This window comes from Novosphingobium sp. PP1Y, assembly GCF_000253255.1.
In the GTDB taxonomy this organism is placed as follows: Bacteria; Pseudomonadota; Alphaproteobacteria; order Sphingomonadales; family Sphingomonadaceae; genus Novosphingobium.
In genome coordinates, this window is record NC_015579.1 from 38,476 (window position 1) to 58,989 (window position 20,514).

The 20,514-nt window shown below is 60.4% G+C and carries 15 protein-coding genes and 5 pseudogenes; 6 read left to right on the forward strand and 14 right to left on the reverse strand.

Going from position 1 to position 20,514, the window contains the following annotated elements:
• Window positions 1-2 precede the first annotated feature (2 nt).
• The 10 genes from trbL to PP1Y_RS24960 all read right to left on the reverse strand — a co-directional run bounded on the left by trbL (window position 3) and on the right by PP1Y_RS24960 (window position 8,559).
• Window positions 3-1,286 (reverse strand): P-type conjugative transfer protein TrbL, encoded by a 1,284-nt coding sequence (gene trbL / locus PP1Y_RS00455; protein WP_041557996.1) that lies wholly within the window; start codon window positions 1,284-1,286, stop codon window positions 3-5.
• Entirely contained in the window at window positions 1,283-1,597 is a 315-nt protein-coding gene (gene trbK-alt / locus PP1Y_RS26575; protein WP_083835139.1) for a putative entry exclusion protein TrbK-alt, read from the reverse strand. Before trbK-alt ends, trbL begins: the two co-directional genes overlap by 4 nt.
• Entirely contained in the window at window positions 1,542-2,264 is a 723-nt protein-coding gene (trbJ, locus tag PP1Y_RS00460; protein WP_013831310.1) for a P-type conjugative transfer protein TrbJ, read from the reverse strand. The genes trbK-alt and trbJ overlap by 56 nt, the downstream gene beginning before the upstream one ends.
• 6 nt (window positions 2,265-2,270) lie before the next feature.
• Window positions 2,271-4,697 (reverse strand): conjugal transfer protein TrbE, encoded by a 2,427-nt coding sequence (gene trbE, locus PP1Y_RS00465; RefSeq protein WP_041558087.1) that lies wholly within the window; start codon window positions 4,695-4,697, stop codon window positions 2,271-2,273.
• Entirely contained in the window at window positions 4,694-4,966 is a 273-nt protein-coding gene (locus PP1Y_RS00470) for a VirB3 family type IV secretion system protein (protein ID WP_013831312.1), read from the reverse strand. The genes trbE and PP1Y_RS00470 overlap by 4 nt, the downstream gene beginning before the upstream one ends.
• A complete protein-coding gene (locus PP1Y_RS00475) occupies window positions 4,966-5,298 on the reverse strand; it encodes a TrbC/VirB2 family protein (RefSeq protein ID WP_013831313.1) in 333 nt (110 codons plus the stop codon). The genes PP1Y_RS00470 and PP1Y_RS00475 overlap by 1 nt, the downstream gene beginning before the upstream one ends.
• Window positions 5,295-6,281 carry a P-type conjugative transfer ATPase TrbB gene (gene trbB / locus PP1Y_RS00480; protein WP_013831314.1) on the reverse strand — a complete coding sequence of 329 codons (987 nt, stop codon included), beginning with the start codon at window positions 6,279-6,281 and terminating at the stop codon, window positions 5,295-5,297. Before trbB ends, PP1Y_RS00475 begins: the two co-directional genes overlap by 4 nt.
• Window positions 6,282-6,884: 603 nt before the next feature.
• The gene (locus tag PP1Y_RS24955; protein ID WP_369799472.1) at window positions 6,885-7,142 is read right to left on the reverse strand and encodes a recombinase family protein; all 258 of its coding nucleotides are present in this window, start codon (window positions 7,140-7,142) and stop codon (window positions 6,885-6,887) included.
• Between the two features lie 168 nt (window positions 7,143-7,310).
• Window positions 7,311-7,928 (reverse strand): sterol desaturase family protein, encoded by a 618-nt coding sequence (locus tag PP1Y_RS00490; RefSeq protein WP_013831315.1) that lies wholly within the window; start codon window positions 7,926-7,928, stop codon window positions 7,311-7,313.
• Between the two features lie 121 nt (window positions 7,929-8,049).
• Window positions 8,050-8,559: a 2-dehydro-3-deoxyphosphooctonate aldolase gene (locus PP1Y_RS24960; RefSeq protein ID WP_013831316.1), complete on the reverse strand. Its 510-nt coding sequence runs from the start codon at window positions 8,557-8,559 to the stop codon at window positions 8,050-8,052.
• Here PP1Y_RS24960 and PP1Y_RS00505 point away from each other — a divergent pair.
• A pseudogene (locus PP1Y_RS00505) lies at window positions 8,545-9,587 on the forward strand (IS3 family transposase); the annotation flags it as partial. The gene PP1Y_RS24960 and the pseudogene PP1Y_RS00505 sit on opposite strands and share 15 nt — an antisense overlap.
• Window positions 9,588-9,604: 17 nt before the next feature.
• Here the strand turns inward: PP1Y_RS00505 and PP1Y_RS00510 are convergent.
• Window positions 9,605-11,668, reverse strand: a complete 2,064-nt coding sequence (locus tag PP1Y_RS00510) for a recombinase family protein (RefSeq protein ID WP_013831319.1) — start codon at window positions 11,666-11,668, stop codon at window positions 9,605-9,607.
• A gap of 532 nt (window positions 11,669-12,200) precedes the next feature.
• On the opposite strand from PP1Y_RS00510, the pseudogene PP1Y_RS24965 reads away from it, so the two are divergent.
• The 3 genes and pseudogenes from PP1Y_RS24965 to PP1Y_RS00525 all read left to right on the forward strand — a co-directional run.
• Window positions 12,201-12,338 (forward strand): annotated as a pseudogene (locus tag PP1Y_RS24965) (integrase catalytic subunit); the annotation flags it as partial.
• Window positions 12,339-12,538: 200 nt separating this feature from the next.
• The gene (gmd, locus tag PP1Y_RS00520; protein WP_013831322.1) at window positions 12,539-13,573 is read left to right on the forward strand and encodes a GDP-mannose 4,6-dehydratase; all 1,035 of its coding nucleotides are present in this window, start codon (window positions 12,539-12,541) and stop codon (window positions 13,571-13,573) included.
• Between the two features lie 96 nt (window positions 13,574-13,669).
• Window positions 13,670-14,566 (forward strand): GDP-mannose 4,6-dehydratase, encoded by an 897-nt coding sequence (locus PP1Y_RS00525; RefSeq protein WP_041558003.1) that lies wholly within the window; start codon window positions 13,670-13,672, stop codon window positions 14,564-14,566.
• Window positions 14,567-14,772: 206 nt separating this feature from the next.
• On the opposite strand, the pseudogene PP1Y_RS26210 reads toward PP1Y_RS00525, so the two are convergent.
• The 3 pseudogenes from PP1Y_RS26210 to PP1Y_RS26220 form a co-directional block, all read right to left on the reverse strand.
• A pseudogene (locus PP1Y_RS26210) lies at window positions 14,773-15,360 on the reverse strand (transposase).
• A pseudogene (locus PP1Y_RS26215) lies at window positions 15,350-15,442 on the reverse strand (hypothetical protein); the annotation flags it as partial. The pseudogenes PP1Y_RS26210 and PP1Y_RS26215, both read right to left, overlap by 11 nt.
• Window positions 15,417-15,955: pseudogene (locus PP1Y_RS26220) on the reverse strand (transposase). The pseudogenes PP1Y_RS26220 and PP1Y_RS26215, both read right to left, overlap by 26 nt.
• 330 nt (window positions 15,956-16,285) lie before the next feature.
• Between PP1Y_RS26220 and PP1Y_RS00535 the strand changes: the two are divergent.
• Together PP1Y_RS00535 and PP1Y_RS00540 are read left to right on the forward strand one after the other, a co-directional pair.
• Entirely contained in the window at window positions 16,286-16,735 is a 450-nt protein-coding gene (locus tag PP1Y_RS00535) for a hypothetical protein (protein WP_148274757.1), read from the forward strand.
• Complete coding sequence (locus tag PP1Y_RS00540) at window positions 16,735-20,508, forward strand: glycosyltransferase (protein WP_013831328.1); 3,774 nt, start codon at window positions 16,735-16,737, stop codon at window positions 20,506-20,508. Before PP1Y_RS00535 ends, PP1Y_RS00540 begins: the two co-directional genes overlap by 1 nt.
• Window positions 20,509-20,514: the final 6 nt, after the last annotated feature.

A 20,514-nucleotide genomic window follows, 5' to 3' on the forward strand; every position in this document is an offset into this window, starting at 1 on the left:
CGTCAGTCCTTTTCTAAAATGTCGGGGGCTGCACCGCCGCCATGGCTGTCGCCGGATCTCAGGGTGTGGGCAGCGCTTGCCGCGCCCTGAGACATGGCTTGACGCTGACGCATCGACCTGGCCCAGCGGGGCGGACCTGTAGCGTTGTCCGAAGCTTTGGCTGCGGGCGTGGTCACGCCGTCGCGGCCACTGGCGTAGGCCTCCTTCAGACTCTGCGAAGCGCGGCGCAGCGGCGACGTGGCCGCGTGCCCGGCAGTCCTTGCGACATTGGCGAGACCGCCAGACACAGCGCCGGCCCCGCTGCGGCCGGCGGCCCCACCGGCATAGGCCGCCGAGGTGGCGCCTGCCGCGCGTGCACCGCCCATGGCCGTGCCTGAAGCAGCCCCTGCAGCTGCGCCGGCGGCAAGCCTTGCTCCTGCCGCGCCGCCCACCAAGGCGCCGCCTGCGGCAAGGGCGGTTCCTGCAGCAGCACCCGCCCCCAGTTGCGGTCCACCCGAAACGATGCCGTTGGCAATTCCGGGCGCAAATATCCCGAGGCCAAGCAGGGTCAGCGCGGCAAGGGCTATCGCCATGACCTGCTCGACCGTTGGTTCGGGCCCAAGCCCGGCATTGGTGAACTGGTTGAACAGCGTCGTACCGATCCCGGTTATGACGGCCAGCGTCATCAGCTTGATCCCTGAGGAAATGACATGGCCCAGAACGCGTTCGGCCATGAACGCGGTCCGCCCGAAAAAGGCAAAGGGAACCAGCACGAAGCCGGCAAGCGTAACCAGCTTGAACTCGACGATGGTGATGAACACCTGGATCGCAAGAATGAAGAAGGCGATGACGACGATCACCCAAGCGAGCAGCAGGATCGCGATCTGCACGAAGTTGGTGAACAGGCCGATCGGTCCCAGCAGGTCGGCAGTCGCATCGAGCAGGGGCTGGGCAGCGTCGAGACCGGTGCCGGCAACGGTGCCGGGTTTCATGAAATCAGCTAAGCTCATCCCGCCGCCACTGGCCTTGAGCCCGAGCGCAGCGAAGCTCTTGAACAGGATGTCTGCGAGATGCGAGAAGTTGCCGACGATCCAGGCGAACATGCCGATATAAAGCGTCTTTTTGATAAGGCGCTGCAGCACATCCTCATCACCGCCCCATGCCCAGAACAGGGCTGCGAGAGTCACATCGATCGCAATGAGGGTAGATGACAGGAAGCCGACTTCGCCGCCGAGCAGGCCAAATCCGCTGTCGATGTAGGTGGTGAAGACAGCGAGAAAGCTGTCGATGACGCCTGCATCGTTCATGGCCGCCGGCCTATTCTGTCCTCGCTTCCAAAGAAGCGGTTTCGCCGTTCTTCCCAGGCAGCGGAGCATGCGGCGTCGGGCTGGGTAATCGTTCGACAGCGAGCCGGGGCTTGCTTGGGCAGCTGTGAATTGGGAAGATCGGATGCCACCGTTTTGTGCCGGTCAACAGTGGGCGATCGCGCTCCCAGGATCGCGATCGCCGCCACCAGACCGCCAAGAGCGGCCAGCAATGCGAGCTTGCCTATCCGGCTCATGTCATTGCCCGCGAAACCGACGGAAACGCTGACGCCCTTCTGCCTCGGTTGCCGCATCGTTGGCTGCTTCCAGGGTCTGGGCTCTTCCTTGCGCCACAACGGCGGCGGACAGGTCGGCAAGCTGCTGTGACTGCAACGCGAGTAGCTGGTTGCCCGCCTGGGCCGCCTGCAGCGCGCCTGCCGCCGACTGGCTTGCGGTTACCAGCGTATTGATCGAAGAACGCGCGCCATCGATGTTACCAACGATCCCAGCCTGAACGGTCAGCGCATCTTCGAATGCAGCAACGCTGTCGTTCCAGCGCGCATCGGCATTGGCGACCATTTGGGTGTCACTGCCGCTTAGCGCATCTCCCTTGTAGCGATCGGCAAAGGCCTGCTGGATAGTCTCGACATTGAAGGCAACGCGCTGGGCCCGGGCAAGCAGGCTCTGGGTTTGCTGCACCTGGGCCCGCAAAGTTGAAAGTGTCGAGGTTGGCAGGCTTTCCAGGTTTCTCGCTTCGTTGAGCAGCGATGTTGCCTGGTTCTGGATCTGGCGGATCTGGTTGTTGATCTGCTCAAGCGAGCGTACGGCCGTCAGCACGTTTTGCGCGTAATTGGTGGGATCGTAGACGACGTCCCCGAACCCGAACAGCGCATGGGCTGGCGGGGCAGTCACGCAGCTTGCCGTTATCATGGATACGAAAGTTCCGGCCATCACGGCGTGGCGCAGGCGGGTTCGGGTCATGATTGATCATCCAGTTGGTTTGGGGGGGAGGAGGTCTGCAGCCCAGCCAAGACCGCGATGACGCAGCCATTGATGCGCGAAAGCATCGCGACCATGCGCCTCGACGATTTGCGTGATGCGCAGCTGGTCCGATTTCGAGGAGGCGGCTGTGAAGGCGAGAGCGATTTCACCAAGGCCGAGTTCAAACAGGCGATTGCCGCCTTGCGACTGGCAATAATAGTCGCGCTTGGGTGTGGCCCGGCTCAGGATCTCGATCTGCCGGGCATTGAGCCCGAAACGCTCGTAGATTCTGGTTATCTGCGGCTCGCAGGCCCGGTCGTTGGGAAGGAAAATCCGCGTCGGGCAGCTCTCGATAATGGAACTGGCGATGCCGGAACCTTCAATGTCGGCAAGGCTCTGCGTTGCAAAAACGACGCTCGCGTTCTTCTTGCGCAAGGTCTTGAGCCATTGCTTGAGCTGCGCGGCAAAGGCCGGACTGTCCAGAACCAGCCAGCCTTCATCGATCACGATGAGGGTCGGGCGTCCATCGAGCCGGCCTTCGATCCGATGAAACAGATAGGAGAGGACCGCGGCTGCCGCCCCGGATCCGACAAGGCCTTCGGTCTCGAACGCCTGCATACTGGCTTGTCCAAGGTCTTCGCTCTCGGCATCGAGCAACTGGCCGCGCGCACCGCCAAGGCACCAGGGTGCCAGAGCCGCCTTGAGCGCCTGCGATTGCAGGAGCACTGCAAGGCCGGTCATTGTCCGCTCTTCTCGGGGCGCGCAGGCCAGTGAGGTGAGCGCGCTCCAGATATGCTCGCGGGCATGCGGATCGATCTGAACGCTCTCGCCAGCCAGGATCGCAGCGAGCCAGTCGGCCGCCCACGCCCGTTCCTGTGCATCGTCGATCCGCGCCAGGGGCTGCAGGTCCACGCCTTGCGTGCCATCGTGCTGCGAGGTGCCGCCCAGATCCTGCCAGTCACCGCCCATGGCGAGGGCTGCAGCGCGGATCGATCCGCCAAAGTCGAAGGCGAAAATCTGGCTGTTCGCATATCGGCGAAACTGCAGCGCCATGAGGGCGAGAAGCACTGACTTGCCCGCGCCCGTTGGCCCGACGATCAGCGTATGACCGACATCGCCTGCATGAAGGGAAAACCGGAACGGAGTCGAACCTTCGGCTTTGCCGTAAAGCAAGGGAGGCGCATTGAAATGTTCGTCCCGTTCCGGCCCCGCCCAAATCGCTGACAGGGGGATCAGGTGGGCGAGGTTGAGAGTGGAAATGGGAGGTGTTCGAACATTGGCGTAGACATGACCCGGAACACTGCCGAACCAGGCTTCGAGGGCGTTCACGGTCTCGGTAATGACAGTGAAGTCGCGGGCCTGGATGACCTTCTCGACAAGGCGAAGTTTTTCTGCCGCTACTGCCGGGTCGCGGTCCCAGACCGTAACCGTGGCCGTGACATAAGCCATGCCTGCATGGTCGGCACCCAGTTCCTGGAGCGCGAGATCGGCTTCGGCCGCCTTGTTCGATGCATCGTTGTCGAGGAGGACTGATGCCTCGTTGGTCATCACCTCCTTGAGGATGGCTGCAACCGACTTGCGTTTGGCAAACCACTGCCGGCGGATCTTCGTGATAGCCTTGGTCGCATCGGCCTTGTCGAGCATGATCGCCCGCGTTGACCAGCGGTATTCGAACCCTTGCGCATTGAGTTCATCGAGCAGGCCGGGAAAGGTGACGCTCGGAAATCCCGTCACTGTCAATGTCCGCAAGTGATGATCGCCTAGCTTGGGCTCGAGGCCGCCAGTGAGCGGCTCGTCGGCGAGCAAGGCGTCCAGATGCATCGGAGTTTCCGGGACGCGCACGCACTGGCGTTTGGTGGAAATCGTGGAATGGAGGTAAGTGAGGGTGCCTTCGTCGTCGAGCCAGGCGAGTTGTGACACAAAGCCTTCGATCAACTGAACCAACCGGTTCGTGCGGTCGGTATAGCCCTTGAGCAGTTCGCCGGGATCAACGCCCTTGCTTGTCCGTCCTTCGTAAAGCCAGCTTTCCGCGCGAGCCGCATCTTCGGCGGGCGGCATCCAAAGCAGGGTCAAATAATAGCAGCTCTCGAAGTGTCGCCCATCTTCTCGGAATTGTTCGCACCGCTCCCGGTCGACCAGCGCGGAAACGGGATCGGGAAAGTCACAGTCGGGATAGGCCAGTGCCGGAATGCGCTGTGCCTCGACGAAAATCGCCCAACCTGTTCCGAGGCGGCGCAGCACATTGTTGAGTCGCGCTGTCACGGCGACGAGTTCGGCCGGTGTCGAACTGTCGAGATCTGGGCCGCGAAAGCGCAGCGTGCGCTGAAACGAACCGTCCTTGTTGAGCACCACGCCCGGCGCCACCAATGCAGCCCAGGGCAGAAAATCGGCTAGGCAATCACAGCGCCTGCGATATTCGGCCAGGTTCATCATGGCCGCATCCATGCCGGATAACGAAGGTGCCGGCGGGCGACTTCGGCGAACTGGGGATCGTGCCGCGCTGCCCAGACCGACAGGGCATGGCCGATGACCCAAAGCGCCAGGCCCGCGATCCACAGGCGCAGGCCAAGCCCAATAGCGCCAGCGAGGGTTCCATTGACGATGGCAAGCGAGCGCGGCGCGCCGCCTAGCAGGATCGGCTCGGTGAGTGCTCTGTGAACCGGGGCGAAGTAGCCCGGGATCGGCTCGGCAGGTTCGGCCATTATACGAGGGCTCCACCGCCGAAGCTGAAGAAGGAGAGGAAGAAGGAACTCGCCGCAAACGCGATCGAAAGACCGAAAACAATCTGGATCAACCTGCGAAATCCGCCCGAAGTATCGCCGAAAGCGAGGCTGAGACCGGTGACGATGATGATGATCACCGCGACGATCTTGGCGACCGGGCCTTCAATGCTTTGGAGGATGGACTCAAGGGGCGCTTCCCACGGCATTGATGAGCCGGATGCGAAAGCGGGCGTGGACAGGGTGAACGTGACAAGTCCGGTGGTTGCAAGAAGTGCGGTGCGCCGGGTACCGCACTTGAATGCATGGGTCATGGACGGTCTCCATCAGTCTGTGAGGGATAAAGGGTGAGGCGATAGTCGCCGGTTGCGGGATCAAGCCCATCGACCCGTGCGAGTTCGGCCAAGCGCCGGCCGTGGCCATCGCGGACCAGCACAGCAATCAGGTCGATTGTCTCTGCGATCAGCGCGCGCGGTACTGTGACCACAGCTTCCTGGATCAGCTGTTCCATGCGCCGCAGCGCACCAATAGCGCTTCCCGCATGGATTGTGCCGATGCCGCCGGGATGGCCTGTGCCCCATGCTTTGAGAAGGTCGAGCGCCTCGGGGCCGCGCACTTCCCCGATCGGGATGCGATCGGGCCGCAGGCGCAGACTGGAACGCACGAGATCTGCTAGCGAAGCAACCCCATCCTTGGTGCGCAGGGAGACCATGTTTGGCGCAGTGCATTGAAGCTCGCGCGTATCCTCGATCAGGACCACGCGGTCTGCTGCATTTGCCACTTCTGTAAGCAGGGCATTGGCAAGCGTGGTCTTGCCAGTGCCCGTTCCGCCAGCGACCAGGATGTTGCACCGATCGGCGACGGCTCGCCTCATCGTCTCGGCCTGTTCCCGGGTCATGATGGCAGCATCGCAATAGTCGCCGAGCGTGAAGACGATGACGGCGGGTTTGCGGATAGCAAAGATCGGCGCGACGACTACGGGCGGCAGCAAGCCTTCGAAACGTTCGCCGGTTTCGGGAAGTTCGGCGGAAACCCGGGGGCGTCGGTCGTGCACATCCACGCCGACATGATGGGCAACAAGGCGAATGATCCGCTCGCCATCGGAAGGAGCTAGTGACAGGCCGCTATCGCTGACGCCTTTGCCCAAACGCTCGACCCAGAGGCGGCCGTCCGGATTGAGCATGATTTCTATGATTGCGGGATCGCCGAGCCATCCCGCAATCGCATCGCCCATCGCCGTGCGCAGCATGCGCGCACTGCGCGATCCAGCTCCTTTTCGGATTTGCTGTCCAGCCATAGCAATTCCCATCCAGGTGTCAGGCAAAGGGCCTGATCTTCGATCGGGATGATTAAAAGGCGCAGAAATTCAGTAAGTTCAACAAGGATAAGCAGCCGGAGTACGCTAGCGAACAGAAACAGCCAATGGCGTAGGTCAGCCCAGGATTCTGATCGATTGAACAATAAATTGCCTGGAATCTCATCCGTGAGCGGACCGGGCATTGTGGCATTCTCACTTGAAGCAGGCCTTGGAGTAGGAGGTCCATTGTTCGTCGATCTCGGCGCGGATGGCGCTAACGAGCCACAGGGGCGCGCCTCCGCTGGAAAAGACCCTGTCCTTTGCCGTGCGCCGTTTCACCGTCCTACTGGGCGGCGCTTTCCATCGGATTCGATGCAGGCAACCGTCGGCGGTAATGCACGGGCAGGGTAAAGATGGCGAGGCCTTCCGGGACCTTCTCAGCGCGCCATACCGCCAGCTAGGGCGCGGTATCCTTGCGGAGCTGACCAAACGATCGGCGCTACGCACACTGAGCACGAAGATGAATGTCCGTCTCGACAAAGAGCGTGCCGCGAGGGCACCGGCGGACGGCAACGCGCCGGTCAATCGGAGAAATGGAAACATTCAGAAGACGGTGACCACTGACTGCCGCAAAGCTTTCCGGGAAACTCCCCAAGCTGAGCTGCATCCTCCAAGCTCAATAAGAGTGATGTGCGAGCGGGACAGGCGGTCGAGGCGCCAGACAATGATATCGTCGCCGGGGCGGGCGTACTTGCACATTTCTGAGTAGGCGGGCTTGAGGACGGCGGAATCCGATATTCCGTGCCCCTCCGAGATCCTTGCGGCGCCGGCCGCACGATTGGCCTGGAGTTGGGCAGTCAGGCTTGCTTACCTTGTGCTTGTGCGCACCTAGCCCAATTTCATGGCGTCGAACTATCTGGAAATCGTGTCTGTCCTCGCCGGGCGCTCAAGCGACGCGCCAGTGCCGTCCGTGCTTCGGCAAAAGCGGGCCCTGGCAAGCCATACCGGCAAATCCGGGAAGCAGGGAACTTACTGGGCCTTCTTTATCTCGCGCACGCTGCTTCCGAACATGCGGTCCCAGAAGATCGCTGTGATCGCGTAGTTTCCTTCTTCATCAACGTGGTGGTGACGCATATGGTGGCGCTTGATCGCCTTGCCGATGCGGCCGCGCATGGGCCACTGGTGGCAGGCGTAGTGGACCACGTCGTATCCGACGTAGCCGATGATGAAGCCCAGGAAGAGCCAGGTGCCCGCCATGCCGAGCAGGGCCACGCAGGTTGCCCACACGGCAGCGCTGATGGGCAGGCTGACGAGCGGCGGCATCAGGTTGCGCAGCGGATCGTTTGGGGTGGTGTGGTGATTGCCATGGACCGCAAAGACCAGCCATCTGATCGGCGCGGCATCGGAATCCCAGTGGAACAGGAAGCGGTGCATCGCATACTCGAACAGCGACCAGACCAGCAGGCCTAGCGCGAAGAGGAACGCCCCGTAGGCTACGCCTGCGGTGCCCCAACCCGTCCATGCAATGAAGGGGAGCGCGATGCTCCAGACCAGGACGAACCCGCGCGGCGAGATGAGAGTGAGCTTCTCGAGCTGCCGGTTCTCGAACAGCTGAACGCGCTGGGGACTGGTTCGAGGATCACGCATCAGACGACTTTCTCGACAGCAATGGGGCTGCGTTGTCAACACTATATGCTGCAATGCAGCATAATTCTCGATTAATCTGCAATGTAAAAAAATGAGGCTGGCATAACTCGGAAAAGAACCCTTAAATTCCTGTGCTTGCCGAACAAGAGAGATGACCGTGGCATTCCCCGGCAAACTGCCGAAATGGCCTCAAGGCTATGAATTCGGCTTTCTTGATGTTGGCCGGCTCGCCCGACCCGCCAACGGCGGCGATGAAATCGGTCTGACGCGCCAAAAACGCAGAGGTCTGCAGCACGGCGACCACTTCGGCGACTGGCGCGTCCTGCGCCGGCTCATGCTCGTCGGTCAGCACGGGGACGATGGTTTCGCTGCGCACTTTCTCGAAGATGAGCAGGCCCTCGTCCATGCCAAGTCCACGGAAGGAGCGGTCGGAACTGCGATTGGCCTTGTCGAACGAGCTCTTGAAAATGAGCAGGAGGTCTAGTCTGCGCGCAAACTCGCCGAGTTGTTCGGCGACGCAAGGTACGGCTATCGTGAACAGAGGGCGGCTCGTTGATCTGCCCCCTTCTGAGTGGCCCAGAATCTGTTTTAGATTTTGCCACGAAGGAGGAATGGAATGGCGAGGAAACACAAGCCGGAAGAGATTATCAGCAAGCTGCGTGAGGCCGAGATCGTGCTGGCGCAGGGCGGGACGGTGGCGGATGCGTGCCGCCGGATCGGCGTCACCGAGCAGAGCTATTATCGCTGGCGCAAGGAGTATGGCGGCCTGAAGATGGATCAGGCGCGGCGGATGAAGGACCTTGAGAAGGAGAATGCGCGGTTGCGCCGGGCGGTGTCGGATCTGACGCTCGACAAGCTGATCCTGCAGGAGGCCGCACGGGGAAATTATTGAGCCCTGCAAGGCGGCGGCGCTGTATCGATCATATCCGGGGAGTGATGGCTGTCTCCGAGCGGCGCTTGTGCCGCGTGCTCGGCCAGCATCGATCGACGCAGCGCAAGGTGCCACGCGGGGCAGATGACGAAGCCGCCCTAACCGAGGACATCATCGCCTTGGCCAGGCAGTATGGCCGTTATGGCTATCGCCGAGTGACAGCCCTGCTGCGCGACGCGGGCTGGCATGTGAACCGCAAGCGCGTGGAGCGCATCTGGCGACGAGAGGGCCTCAAGGTGCCGCAGAAGCAACCGAAGCGAGGAAGGCTCTGGCTCAACGATGGATCTTGCGTCCGACTGCGGCCCGAGTACCCGGGGCACGTGTGGTCTTACGATTTCGTCGAGGGCCGCACCCACGATGGCCGCAAGTTCCGCATCCTGTCGATCATCGACGAGGCCAGCAGAGAGTGCCTGGCCCTGCCGGTGGCGCGAAGGCTCAGAAGCGAGGATGTGCTGGCCGCGTTGGCCGAGTTGTTCATTACCCGCGGGCCACCGGCACATATACGGTCAGACAATGGACCCCAGTTCATCGCCAACGCCGTACAAGAATGGCTGACCAGGATCGGTGTGAAGACGCTCTACATTACACCCGGCAGCCCATGGGAGAATGGCTACTGCGAGTCCTTCAATGGCTCGATGCGCGACGAACTCTTGAACGGGGAGATCTTCTACACCTTGGCTGAAGCCCAGATCCTGATCGAAGCCTGGCGCCGGCATTACAATCCTGTTTCATAACACCCATCTGTCTATGCTGTTGTAGGGAATAGGGTATTCTGATCGGGATGTGATCCTGCGGGGTGCCTGGGGTTCTTCCGCACCCGGTGAAGAAGGTTTTGGGCTTCCTGCTTTTCGAGATCTGACCGGTTGAATATCCAGGGGCCGTCAGACAATGGGTGCTGCCCTTTGATTTCCCCGGCCTCGGCGGCGAGGCGCAATGTCTTCGGGGCAACACCAATGAACCGTGCGGCTTTGTTCAGGTTGAGCCATGGCTCGTTGCCATCGGGTGCGGGTCGGAAGACCGGGATCTTGTGATGCGACCTGTGCGCTGTAACGCGTTCTTTGGTCCAGCGATTGCCATGTCCGGTCAATAGTCCATTGCGGTTGAGAACCCCGGCAATCAGATCGTCGTTGGCAATCAACACCAGTTGCCGAATGGCCGCGACGATGTCGCCAGAAGTGCTGTTGCGTTGGCCCCGCCGTCGCTTCGGCAGGCGCATTTCGGTATGGATGCCGCCTATCCAATGAACCATCAGGACGATCTCAGAAGTCGCATCATCGATATCCGCGACGACTTCCTGTATAACGGTGCGCACGATGCGCTTCTTGAGCCGAGCATCTGTCGTGGGTGCCGCCCAAACTGTACGCAGATCCTGGGCGAGTGAAGCGATGCCGGTTTGCATCAGCAGTGACGGTTTCGGTGCCGTCCTATCGTGTGCGCTGATTTTACTCTCAATTTCGCCCACCAGTTCAAGGGCGCGGTTCCAACGTATCTCAAGTTCTGCTGCAACAAGCCGGTTCTCAGGGTCTGCAGCATCAAATTGCCGGAAGGCCCGATTGGCGGCGTAACGAGCAGCTTCCAGATCACGGCCAAGCGCGTCACGCACCTGATCACGACGACTGGATGCCTGGGCTTCAGCTTCGGCCGCTGCAGCGATCGCTCCCGGTTCAACGACGCGCAGGATGGCCCCCTCGATTGCATCATCTACGCGCAGCCCGCCAAAGGCGATGCATCGCGGCTCGCCATTATCCAAATGGCCTCTCCAGCACGAGTAGCGCGGAATGTTGTGCTTTGCCCCTGTGTAGCGGACCGTGAGCTTGCGCCCGCAGCGCCGGCAACGGAAAAGCCCGGCGATAAGGGCATCGCCATGCTTGGGGGCGCCGTGATGACGGCTCGTGACTGCATTGTCGCTTACCATCTTGCGAATAGCCTCGGCCCGCTCCCAACTGACATAGCCTTCGTGCACGCCGGGAATGAGTGCCAACCATTCCTCACGCGCATTGCGCCGGATCGTGGCGGATTGGCCAAATCCGGGCGTTGCGCTTGTCTTACCATAAGCATAGGCACCGCCGTAAACCGGGTTCTCGATCATTCGGTGGATCGTCGCATAGGTTGGCCTGCGCCAGATCGTATCGCCGTTGTTGCGTTTGGCGGGCAAATCCAGTTCGTGCTCCAGAAACCACATGAGAGCCTGACGGGCGCTGCCAAGTTCAACGACTTTCTCGAATACCAGCGTGATGGCTTCCTGCACACGGCGGTCAGGATCCTTCTCGAGCCGATCTGCGACCTTCACAAAGCCGACAGGGGCGGCAACTATCAGTTCACCGCGCCGGGCTTTCTCGTAACGGGCCGAGAGCGAGCGTTGGCGCAGCAGGTCCAGTTCATATTCGTTGAGACTGCCCTTCAGGCCGAGCAGGAGGCGGTCATTGCCCTGTCGCGGCGCATAGACGGTCTCCTGGTCAATCAGAACAGTATCGACGACGCGGCACATCTCGATGAGCTGCTGCCAGTCCCGGCTGTTGCGGGCAAATCGGGACACCTCCCTTGCAGCCACAGCGCCAATCTTGCCAAGGCAAACCTCGGCGACCATCCGTTCAAAGCCGGCGCGTGTGACGGTCCCGGCGGCTGAGCGACCGAGATCGTCATCGATGATTTCGACGCTGGACCAACCAAGTGACGTCAGGCGATCCCGCATGGCATATTGCAGAGCGCTGCTCTCCCGGTTGTGTAGAACCTGGTGGGCAGATGACTGCCTGACATACAGGATTGCCTTGCGCTCGAGATGATGCGGCCTGATCTTTTCATGCATCATGATCCGCGCCCTCCTTTGAGTTTGTCGGTTCTCCCGCGACGTGATCGAGGATCAAGCGCGCCATCAGTTGCTTCAGCTTCCGGCGTGCCTCGTGCGGCAAGGTCTGCCACGGCGGCACGGGCGCTGTCTGTCCTTCGCTTGGAATTAGAAACAGGTCGAACTGGTAGGCTGTAGGCTGGCGAGGCATCGGCATCTCTCCGAATCATGTCCTGAGAACCCGATGCTGCGCCGATATTCCCGGATTGCGATGCCGCTCCACCGCCAATCAACAACACAGACAGGGCATCGATCGCAGCCATAGAAACCTGGGGTGTGGAGGCGACAAGCCAGCCAGCACTTGCACTCCGGTCGAACATCCAACCGGGCACCTCCAACAGACGGTCGCAATCACCGCCCGACAGGCTGCAACGAAAGACCGCCGCGCCATTCTTCTCGATCACTTCATGAACGTAAATCTGGCGCCCGGTCCAAGGATGCCAAGGGTAAAGGAGCTCACGCTCACAGGTCCCGTGGGTGTTCTGTCGTCGAGTTGTACAACACCGTCAGGCCACACAGCTCGTTGGGTTATCGGCCGCCGGCCCCGGAAGCGGCGACACCGCCATGGCTGCCCTCCGGTTCCGCTTCGCTCCACCTACGGCCAGCCATGGCGCCAGAGGCAGTTTTACACTAACAAACCGCACGGACCACTCAGTGGGGGCCGGTCACGCGATGGTGAGTGGCAATCCGAGAGCTATCTGGTATCGATGAGTTATCCTAAACTCGCCATAAAACCAATGCTAAGAGTTGCATCTGGCGAAAGGATCGACGACACAGCCGCAAGATCGCTTTACCCGGCCTGAAGCTGGATTTTTGTGTCACATGAGGGAATATATGAAGACTGCGATAGTAACGGGAATTTCCGGCCAGGATGGTGCTTATCTGGCCGAACTGCTGCTGGGCAAGGGATACAAGGTCTACGGCACCTATCGCAGGACGAGTTCCGTAAATTTCTGGCGGATCGAGGAGGTCGGCGTTGCCAATCACCCCAATCTGACCTTGGTGGAATATGATCTGACGGATCTGTCATCCAGCATCCGGCTGCTGCAGACTACCGGCGCTACCGAAGTATACAACCTCGCCGCACAAAGCTTTGTAGGCGTTTCCTTCGACCAGCCCGTCACCACCGCCGAAATCACCGGCGTCGGTCCACTCAACCTCCTAGAGGCGATCCGGATTGTTGATCCCAAGATTCGCTTTTACCAGGCGAGTACGTCGGAGATGTTCGGCAAGGTGCAAGCCGTGCCTCAAAAGGAGGACACGCCTTTTTATCCGCGTAGTCCCTACGGCGTTGCCAAGCTCTACGCGCACTGGATCACGGTCAACTATCGTGAAAGCTACGATATCTTCGGATGCAGCGGCATTCTGTTCAATCATGAAAGTCCGCTGCGCGGCCGCGAGTTCGTGACCCGCAAGATCACCGACAGTGTCGCCAAGTTGAAGCTCGGCAAGCTCGATTGCCTGGAACTGGGCAATCTCGATCCGCGGCGTGACTGGGGCTTTGCCAAGGAATACGTCGAAGGCATGTGGCGGATGCTGCAGGCCGACGAGCCCGACACCTATGTGCTGGCGACCAACCGCACCGAAACCGTTCGCGACTTCGTGCAGATGGCGTTCAAAGCGGCAGATATCGACGTTGAGTTTTCCGGCAAGGAAGACCAGGAAATTGCGGTCGACACTGCCACCGGCAAGACCGTCATGCGGGTCAACCCGCGCTTCTATCGCCCTGCGGAAGTCGACCTGCTGATTGGCGATCCGGAAAAGGCGACGAACAAGCTGGGCTGGAAACCGGAAACGACGCTCGAGCAGCTCTGCAAGATGATGGTCGACGCGGACCTCTTGCGGAACAGCGTGAATGCATCCTTCTGACCTCCCTGACAGGAAGTCGGTCGATTAAATAGCGAAGTCTACCCGGCGGTGCCTGCCGCCGCCGGGTAATGCACTATCAGCGACGGTGAGATGGTTATGAGCAGAATATTGATTACCGGCGTGGATGGCTTCACTGGCCGCTATCTGGCTACAGCACTGGCAGGGCAGGGGCATGAGGTGGTCGGCATCTCGCACAGCGCAATTGCCACGCCAATCGAAGGCCTTGCCTCCTCCCACATATGCGATCTCACCGACGCGCAGGGCCTTAAGGATGTCCTGCTCGCCGTGCGACCAGACAAGGTCGCGCATCTGGCAGCGATTGCTTTCGTTTCTCATGGTGTCGTTGAGGACATCTACCGCACCAATGTCGTGGGCAGCCGCAACCTCCTGGAAGCGATAAGTGCCGTCGGCAGCGCCGATGTGGTGCTCCTTGCGTCCAGCGCCAATATCTATGGCAATCGCGTCAGCGGCGCGATCGATGAGACTGTCGCGCCTGATCCGATCAATGATTATGCGGTCAGCAAGCTGACGATGGAATTTGTTGCCCGCCTCTATGAGGAGCGGCTGCCGATCATCATCGCACGGCCCTTCAACTATACCGGTGTCGGACAGGCGATCAATTTCGTCATTCCCAAGATCATCGATCACGTCCGGCGCGGCGCGACGACGATCGAACTGGGCAATCTGGATGTAGCACGCGACTTTTCCGACGTGCGGGACGTAGTGCTTGCCTATGCCGCACTGCTGAATGACCCTGCCGCTATCGGCCAGGTTTTCAACATCTGTTCGGGTAATGCACAGACGCTGCGCGATGTAATTGCGATGATCCAGGAAATTTCAGGTCACGACTTCAATGTCACCGTCAATCCCGCTTTCGTCCGCGAGAACGAGGTCAAGATGCTGTGGGGGGATCGCAGCAAGATCGAAAATCTGACTGGGCAGCGGCCCATCCACGACTTGCGCGACACACTGGCCTGGATGCTTGGAAGATAATATTGTGTGCTTCTAATAATGCCAATATGCTTTGACATTGCTCTGAACTACATATCAGGGAGAAGAATATAGGACTCCGTGAGGGTCTTTATATCGAGAGAGCGAGCGCAAACTTATGGCATTGTTTATTCAAGTCCGACCCCGCGGCAATGAACGCATTATTAGGATTGAGCAGCCTGTTGTCTGGAGATTCTGGTGAGATTGGGTCATGCATTCTGGCATTCCCATTTGATGTAGGCCTTTGTGTCGGAGGCCCATTGTTCGTCGATTTCGACCAGGACGGCGCTCACGAGGCGCAGGAGGGCGTCTTCGCCTGGGAAGACCCTGACCTTCGCCGTGCGCCGCTTGAGCTCCTGCTAGACCGACCGCTCCATCGGATTTGACGTGCGCATCCGTTTGCTATGGTGCTCAGGCAGGGTGAAGACCGCGAGCCCTTCGGGTGCGTTTTGCTCGAGCCAATCGGCCAGTTTGGGTGCGGTATCGCGATATCCGGCAACGAGTTCGCCCAGCGCGGTCTCGGCTTTGGCGAGATTGTCTGCCGTCCAGACGGCTTTCAGCTGTTTGCCGATGCGTTTGCGGATAGCGACATTGGGCGCATGATGGATGGCATTTTGCGCGAGGTGGAACTGGCAACGCTGCCATGTCGCCCCTCCGAGCACGGCGCGGCGGGCGGCGCGCAACCCGGCGTGATCGTCCGAGACAATGAACTCGACCCCTCGCAGGCCCCGGGGCGACCAGGCTCTCGAGGAAGGCGCGCCAGTGGACCTCGGCTTCGGACAGGGCGATCGAGACACCCAGCACGCGGCGGCGCTCGTCGGGGCCGATGCCGATTGCCGAGAGCACGGAGACATCACGCACCACGCCGCTGTGGCGCATTTTCTCGTAGCGCGTGTCGAGAATGAGATACTTGATCTCGCCAAGGGGGGCGGCCGCGCCAGGCTTCCAGTTCTTCGTCAAGCAGCTTGGACGCGCGGCTGACCTGTGTCGAGGAGAGGCTTTCGATGCCGAACTCGCGCATCACCGCTTCGGCATCGCGGGTCGAGACCCCCTTCACGTACATTTCGGCCACCGCCAACATGATAGCCGGACGGAGCGCCGGCCGCGCTCCAGCGACTGGGGATAGAACGGTGTGCCGTCATGCCCCGCCGTCTTTGGAACCGCCACGTCCACTGTGCCGGCAGGCGTGTCGATCCGCTTGGGCTTGTAGCCATTGGCATAGCCGCGGCGATCCGGGCTGCGTTCATAAAGACCAGCTTGCAAGAACCGCTCACGCTCGATTTGCATCGCCAGTTCAAACGCCCGGCCAAAGACCGAGGCGATCTCGCCTGGACCATGTTCTATCAGCTGTTCCAAGACCGCCTCAATTGCCGTATCTTTCCGTCTGTCCATTCGCTCGTCTCCATGGTTGTGTCACAACTCCATGGAATACCAGATTGGACCGCCTGTGCTGGGGCGCGTCCCAGCACAGGCGCATGACCTTCGGCTCAAGCGAATTTCCAGGCATCAGGTTACAGTACCATTATTAGGAATTTTTCGGTCAATGGGGTATCCGTTCCCGCGACCAAAAACTTTTGGGACGGCATGCTGTAGTAAGCTGCACGGTGGCAACACGGAAATAACGCTTTGCAGACATGCGCTCGGAGGCCGAAGCTCTCAGCGAACAATGTTGAATCGATCAAAAACATCGTTTTACCTATTCGGCGCACGGCAGATGCCGAAGTGGCTGACCTGCGCAAACGGGAACGGAGCAGAGCAGAAATCCGCTTGGCGAAAATCGCTGTGCTGGATTGGGATGCTGCGATCACAACGGCAGCCGATAAGGCTGCCCTGGGACAGCAGATTGCCGCACTGCACGCCACGTCGAAAGGCGACCACGTCATCGCATCGGCGCGCAAGGCCGACCTGCTTGGCCTGCTCGACGATATGTGGGCGGTCGCCGCCGTCGATACAATGAACAGGCTGGAAGCCAGTGCGCAGAAAGCAAGGCTGCGAACGTTGATCCGCGAGGACGCGCAGGCGGGCTTTGATCGCCTCATGGAAGGCCAGCGGGCGAAGCAGGCGGCGGCTGCACCCTCTCTTCACAAGGTCGACGCCAGGCGTGTCGGGCCTCATGCGCGGCAGATATTGCAACGTATGCAAACCGCCGGTGGGTCTGGAGGTCACGCCTAATGCGTCTCGTCGTCGATCTTCAGGGTGCGCAGGGATCCAACCGCAATCGGGGCATCGGTCGCTATTGCTTGTCGCTAACCCGCGGGCTGGCCCGCCTGCGGGGCAAGCACGAGGTGATCGTGGTGCTGAGCGCCCTGTTCCCGGATACCATTGAGCCCTTGCGCCGGGCGCTTGAGGACATTTTGCCGCCTGAGGCGATCCGGATCATGCATCTGGCAGGGCCGGTTCACGATGCGGATCCCCAGTGCGATGCGCGGCGCGAGGCTGCCGAACTGATGCGCGAGCAATTTCTCGCCAGCCTCAATCCCGATTTCGTGCTCATCACCTCGCTTTTCGAGGGGTTGGGGGACGATGTCGTTTCGAGCATCGGGCGGTTCACCACCCGCGTACCGACCGCGACCATATTGTATGATCTCATTCCGCTCATCAACAGCGGCATCTATCTCCAGAATCCGGTGTTGGCCAAATGGTACGAGCGCAAGCTGGCTCATCTGCGCAACGCCGACCTGTTGCTCACCATCTCCCAATCGTCTCGCCAAGAGGCGATCGAATGGCTTGGGGCCGAGCAGGAGGAAGCGGTCAACATCTCGACCGCGGCTGAAGATCATTTCAGCCCGGCTCCGGTCAGCGCCAAGCGCCGGGCTGAGCTTGGCAAAACCTATGGACTGGTGCGTCCGTTTGTCATGTACACTGGTGGAATCGACCACCGCAAGAATATCGAAGGGCTGATCAAGGCCTATGCCATGCTGCCTTCTGCCCTCCGCCGCGCGCATCAGCTTGCGGTCGTGTGCTCCATCCAGTCGGCTGACCGGGACCGGCTGACCGCGCTGGCGGAAGAACATGGGCTTGGCGGCGATGAGTTGGTTCTGACCGGCTACATTCCTGAAGATGACCTTCTCGCCTGCTACCGAGCGTGCAAATTGTTTGTTTTTCCCTCATGGCATGAAGGGTTCGGACTGCCCGCATTGGAGGCCATGCGGTGCGGCCGTGCCGTCATTGCTGGCGACCGCTCCAGCCTCCCTGAAGTGATCGGCACCAGCGAAGCACTGTTCGATCCCCATGACATCGTCGCGATCAGCCAGATGATCAGCGTCGTACTCACAGACGATGGATTGCGGGAAAGACTGGAACGGCACGGGCTTGAGCAGGCGAAACGGTTCAGTTGGGATCTGACTGCGCAGGCGGCGTGGGACGCGCTCCTGACCGCGCATGAGCGACGCGCAGTCAACCCTCCGCATCTTGGTGTCTCAACTCGAAAACCCAGACTGGCCTATGTCTCACCGCTTCCACCTGAAGCCAGCGGGATCAGCGATTACGGTGCAGAACTGCTTCCCGAGCTTGCGCGCCATTACCGCATCGACGTGATTGTGTGCCAGGACAGCGTCAGCGATCCGGCGATCGCCGCTAACTACCCGGTTCGATCGATTGACTGGTTCAGGCAGCATGCGCATGACTTCGACCGGATCCTGTATCATTTCGGCAATTCGCATTTTCATTCGCATATGTTCGACCTGATCCGCGACTATCCCGGCGTGGTCGTGCTGCACGATTTCTTCCTGTCGGGCATTGTCGCCCATCGCGACGTGTATGACGAGGAGCCCGGCGGGTGGACGCGCGCACTGTTCGAAACGCATGGCTGGCCAGCGGTCGTGCATCGTTTCAAGGCTGCGGATACAGCCGATGTTATCTGGGCCTATCCCGCGAACATTAGCGTACTGCAACATGCGCTTGGTATGATCGTCCATGCCGATTTCTCGCGCCAATTGGCACGGACATATTATGGCAGTGCAGTGGGCGATGATTGGTCATTGATCCCGCTTTTGCGCCAGCCCGCAATTGGTCTCGACCGCGCCGCCGCCCGCGCAACGCTGGGGATTGGCCCGGACGACTTTGTGGTGTGCAGCTTCGGGATACTTGGCCCGATGAAGATGAACGACCGGCTGCTTTCGGCTTGGTTTGCAAGCCCGCTTGCTGACAACCCGAACTGCCACCTGGTTTTCGTCGGCCAAAACAATTCCGGGGCTTTTGGCGAGGATCTGGAACGCCGTATTCGGACAGGGCGCTTTGCGGGGCGGATTGAGATCACGGGTTGGGTGGATCAGGCTAGCTTTCGTCAGTGGCTTGCTGCGGCCGACATCGGGGTCCAGTTACGCACTCTCTCGCGCGGGGAAACGTCGGCGGCAGTGCTTGACTGCATGAATGTGGGGCTGCCCACCATCGTCAATGCCAATGGCTCGATGGCGGAATTGGACGCTGATGCTGTGTGGATGATGCCGGACGATTTCAGCGATGATGATCTGATCGAGGCCCTGTCAACGCTTCATGCCGATGCTGCGCGAAGCCGGGTTATGGGCTATCGCGCCCGTGCACGTATTGCCAGCCACCATAACCCGCGCCGCTGCGCAGCGGATTACGCCAAAGCCATCGAAGTGGCCTATGCGCGGGCCGAAACCGGCCAGACCGGGCTTGAAAGGAAACTGGCCGAAAGCGGCATCGCCTTGGGCGAGAATGACTGGCTCAACCTGGTGCAGGCGATGGGACGCAATGCGCCTCCGGCGCTGCGTCGCAAGAGGTTGCTGGTCGACATTTCCGAATTGGTTCAGCGGGATTGGGGATCCGGGATACAGCGTGTGGTTCGCTCTATCCTGGATCACTGGCTGCTCAATCCGCCGGCGGACTATATTGTCGAACCTGTCTACGCAGTTTTGAACGAGCCTGGCTACCGCTATGCACGGCAGTTTACCAGTAGAATGCTCGACATCTGGCCTTACTGGTGTGAGGACGAAGCGGTCGAGCCGGTGGCCGGCGACATTTTCGTCGGCCTCGACCTTCAGCCTGCCATCGTACCGCAACAACAACCATTGTTGCAGGAATGGCGCCGCATGGGGGTAAAGGTCTGCTTCATTATTTACGATCTGCTGCCGGCGATCGCGCCCGAATATTTCTTCCCCGGCGCCCGGCCCAGCCACCATACATGGCTGGCGACGATTTCCGAGTTCGACGGCGTGGTCTGCATTTCGCGCGCAGTAGCGGACGAATATCGCGAATGGCTCGACCATTACGGTCCTGATCGCATCACCCCGCTGGAAATTGACTGGTTCCATCTGGGCTGCGACCCCGAAATGGGACCCACCGGTTCAGACGCCCTGCCTGCGGAGGCAGGGGCCCTGCTTGCCCGGCTCCGCGGAGCCCCTTCCTTCCTGTCGGTCGCGACGGTCGAACCGCGCAAGGGGTTCCGGCAGACGCTCGACGCGATGGAGATGCTGTGGGCCAAGGGCCTCGATGCCAACTTTGTCATTGTCGGCAAGCCAGGCTGGATGATGGACGATTTCATCGCCCGGCTGCAAACTCATCCGGAACAGGATAAGCGCCTTTTCTGGCTTCAGGGCATCAGCGACGATTATCTTTTTGCGGTCTATGGCGCCTGTCATTATCTGATCGCAGCAAGCCAAGGAGAGGGGTTCGGCCTGCCGCTGATCGAAGCGGCTCGCTATGAGTTGCCGGTGCTGGCGCGCGATATTCCGGTATTTCGCGAAGTGGCGGGCGATGCCGCAACCTACTTCCCCGATTCCAGGGATCCTGCCGTTCTGGCGCAGGCCATTGAAAACCTGCTCAAATCGAACAAAAGCGTGGCCAAACCACGACGGATGAAACGGCTGACTACGGCGCAAAGTGCCGATGCGCTCCTAGCTTGCATCCTGCGCATCAACCAGCCCTATTTGCGCTGGATGCCCGATGGCATCCAGCGTTTCAGAGACATCGATCATCGGTGATGGGGT

What these genes read in the sequence shown, in the direction of transcription:
- trbE (WP_041558087.1), bottom strand. Translation starts at nt 4,697, where the DNA reads ATGATGAACCTGGCCGAATATCGCAGGCGCTGTGATTGCCTAGCCGAT.
- PP1Y_RS00540 (WP_013831328.1), top strand. Translation starts at nt 16,735, where the DNA reads ATGCGTCTCGTCGTCGATCTTCAGGGTGCGCAGGGATCCAACCGCAAT.
- PP1Y_RS00510 (WP_013831319.1), bottom strand. Translation starts at nt 11,668, where the DNA reads ATGATGCATGAAAAGATCAGGCCGCATCATCTCGAGCGCAAGGCAATC.
- PP1Y_RS00475 (WP_013831313.1), bottom strand. Translation starts at nt 5,298, where the DNA reads ATGACCCATGCATTCAAGTGCGGTACCCGGCGCACCGCACTTCTTGCA.
- trbJ (WP_013831310.1), bottom strand. Translation starts at nt 2,264, where the DNA reads ATGACCCGAACCCGCCTGCGCCACGCCGTGATGGCCGGAACTTTCGTA.
- trbB (WP_013831314.1), bottom strand. Translation starts at nt 6,281, where the DNA reads ATGGCTGGACAGCAAATCCGAAAAGGAGCTGGATCGCGCAGTGCGCGC.
- PP1Y_RS00490 (WP_013831315.1), bottom strand. Translation starts at nt 7,928, where the DNA reads ATGCGTGATCCTCGAACCAGTCCCCAGCGCGTTCAGCTGTTCGAGAAC.
- trbK-alt (WP_083835139.1), bottom strand. Translation starts at nt 1,597, where the DNA reads ATGCGGCAACCGAGGCAGAAGGGCGTCAGCGTTTCCGTCGGTTTCGCG.
- PP1Y_RS00470 (WP_013831312.1), bottom strand. Translation starts at nt 4,966, where the DNA reads ATGGCCGAACCTGCCGAGCCGATCCCGGGCTACTTCGCCCCGGTTCAC.
- PP1Y_RS00525 (WP_041558003.1), top strand. Translation starts at nt 13,670, where the DNA reads ATGAGCAGAATATTGATTACCGGCGTGGATGGCTTCACTGGCCGCTAT.
- trbL (WP_041557996.1), bottom strand. Translation starts at nt 1,286, where the DNA reads ATGAACGATGCAGGCGTCATCGACAGCTTTCTCGCTGTCTTCACCACC.
- gmd (WP_013831322.1), top strand. Translation starts at nt 12,539, where the DNA reads ATGAAGACTGCGATAGTAACGGGAATTTCCGGCCAGGATGGTGCTTAT.